The sequence below is a fragment of the Lutispora sp. genome (assembly GCF_041687175.1).
GTDB lineage: Bacteria > Bacillota > Clostridia > Lutisporales > Lutisporaceae > Lutispora.
Genome location: NZ_JAWLCK010000214.1, coordinates 1 through 2,703 on the forward strand (window position 1 = coordinate 1; position 2,703 = coordinate 2,703).

The 2,703-nt window shown below is 33.7% G+C and carries 3 protein-coding genes; all 3 read right to left on the reverse strand.

What is annotated here, in order from left to right; translation table 11 throughout:
* Positions 1-467, reverse strand: a 467-nt coding sequence (locus ACESM9_RS15430; protein ID WP_373000771.1) for an ABC transporter permease, incomplete at its 3' end; no start/stop codon positions are given.
* A 16-nt stretch (positions 468-483) separates the two neighbouring features.
* Positions 484-1,665 carry an alanine racemase gene (alr, locus tag ACESM9_RS15435; protein ID WP_373000774.1) on the reverse strand — a complete coding sequence of 394 codons (1,182 nt, stop codon included), beginning with the start codon at positions 1,663-1,665 and terminating at the stop codon, positions 484-486.
* 169 nt (positions 1,666-1,834) lie between these two features.
* On the reverse strand, positions 1,835-2,703 hold an 869-nt coding region (locus ACESM9_RS15440), incomplete at its 5' end, for a MurR/RpiR family transcriptional regulator (RefSeq protein WP_373000778.1).

Consider the following 2,703-nt stretch of genomic DNA (forward strand, 5'->3'; position numbering starts at 1 on the left):
GAACTGAACAAATACAGAAAACCTGTAGCTAGGACAAAGCTAGGTATAGTGGCTCCGAGGGTTGCAAGAATCATAACAAATCTGTCAATAAGCTTGTTTTGTCTCAAAGCACATACTATTCCCATAGAGATACCTACTATAATTATAAGAGCAGAGGCGTATGAGCCTATCATCAATGAATAAGGAAACCCATCGGAAATTATCCTCTCTACAGTGAGACCCTGTTTCATATAGGACACACCATAATCCCCTCTAATGAAATTGCTGAGATATTTAAAATACTGTATGTAAAGAGGTTTATCTAGTCCATATTTTGCAAAGATGGCTTCTCTTATCTCTGCATTGGGCATCTTATCTGCACTGAATGGATCGCCGGGAATTACTTTCATAAGAAAAAAAGTAATGGTAATAATAAACCAGATGGTTAACATTGCCGAAAGGATTCTTTTTATAATATACTTACCCACTTATACGCACCTCCTTTTATATTTCGCTCTTATCTTCAATACTCGAATCCAGCGAATAATCAAGCACCTTCACTACTTTGCCATCCTTTATATATACACGAGGGGTTCTTCTGGTAATCCTGCACATTATCTCATTTTTGTTTGTGTCTGCCAGTTCAGATATGGCTTGTACATCCAAAGCATCATTTGTTCCGTCTCCGTAGATGATAACCTCATCTCCTTCTTTTACATCTTCTATATCTGTAAGATCTACCATGCATTGATCCATGCATATTACTCCAACTATAGGTGCCTTCATCCCCTTTACGAGTACATATCCTTTACCCCTCATATTTCTGGGATAACCATCAGCATAGCCGAAGGGAATAGTGCCTATGACACTGTCTCTTTCTGCCCTCCAAAGATAGTTGTAGCTTATACCTTCACCCTTTTTTATCTTTTTAATAAAGTAAACCTTTGACTTAAATGTTATTACCTGTTTAAAATGGATACGTTCATTCTCATAGGATTTTAAACCATATATTATTGCTCCTGGTCTTATCATATTGAGCCTGTACTGAGGATAATCAACAGTGGCAATGCTATCACAGATATGCTTATATTTAAAGCTCCAACCTAATGATTCAATCTTATTTACTGCCTTTATAAATTTCCTATACTGTCTCTCATCTTCCTCAGGACTAGTCAGTGCGAAATGCGAAAATATTCCTTCAACATTCAAATTTTTTAACTTAAATATCTCATGAATTTCTGATATGCTTTCATCGCAGTCGATAAAGCCTAATCGGTTAAAGCCTGTATCATATTTTATATGAACCTTTGGTTTTTTACACGAAAGTATTCCTAAATCATTTAATAATTTAGCTTGTCTTAATGAAAAAATAGTTTGAGTTATATCATTCTCAACTATATACTTTAACTGGTCGTCAGGAGTATAACCCATAATAAATATACTGTAGTCTCTGTACCTTCTTTTCAATTCAAGTGCTTCTGACAATGTTGCAACAGCTAAGTAGTCTGCCCCATTTTCCATAATTGTAGGAGCAATATCTAAAGCACCGCAACCATAACCATTAGCCTTAACAACAGCCGCTATGGCTACACTATCTCCAACCATCTTTCTAATTTTTCTCATGTTGTAAGCCATCTTATCAAGGTCTATCTCCACTACGGTATCTCTCAATGTTATATAGTTCATACACGTACCCCTTAAATAAAATTTCTAAGAAAACAATGTAGCATTAATTACACTATAATAATAATATTGTTATTTTGCAAGTATTATTACAAAAATAGTTTAAATTTTTTGATTATTTATACGATAAAAAAAGACTAGGCTTTAACCATAGTCTTAAATTAAATATTCATCATTTTGAAATAAAATACTTACTCAAGTTCTTTATATTTTCCAGATGTTTTAAACATTTTTCTTTGTTTCTAGAAAAATATTCGAATACCAGTATATTGCATAGAGCTATAGGTCCTACATAAGAATTGTAAAAATATATGGGAATCTCACTTGTTGCGATTAAAACATAATCAGCAAGTTGGGCAAGTTTATTTTCATTATTATCTGTAATTATTAAAGACTTAGCTTTTATACCATGAACATGCTTCATTGCATTATATGAGTCGATGGAATACCTGGGGAAACTAATGGCAATTAGCAGATCATCATTATCAATCCTATACAAATTTTCATATAAGGCTATACCCCCATATGTAATAGTCTCACAATTCAAACCCAATCTTCTAAAATTGTGATATATCAACTCGGCTATAGGCTTGCAACTTCCCATCCCCAGTATATATACTTTTTTAGCTTTCTCAATCTCACTTACTGCAGACTTCAACACATTTGCATCGAAGTTCATAATGGTTCTATTTAGATTTGCTAATTCATTTTGAAAAAGGTAAGCATAATCCTTATTATCTTCTCCCATTAGTTGTATGGACTTTAGCATCTTGTCAACCGGATTTTCTCCGGTATCATTTATTTCCATCAACAAAAGATTTTTAAATTCAATAAAACCCTCATAGCCTAATCTCTGACAAAACCTTACAATGCTAGCATCACTAACTCCTACTTTTTCGGCTAAATCAGCTGAAGAGATGGCTGGTATATATTTATAGTTTATTAAGATATAATTTGCTATTTTCTGAAAGCTTGGGGTGAGACTGTCAAATTCCTCTTCCAGCTGTCTGAGCACCGCTTTTTTTTTCATGCTTAATCCCT

Coding starts and splice junctions, on each gene's coding strand:
- alr (WP_373000774.1), bottom strand. CDS start 1,665: ATGAACTATATAACATTGAGAGATACCGTAGTGGAGATAGACCTTGAT.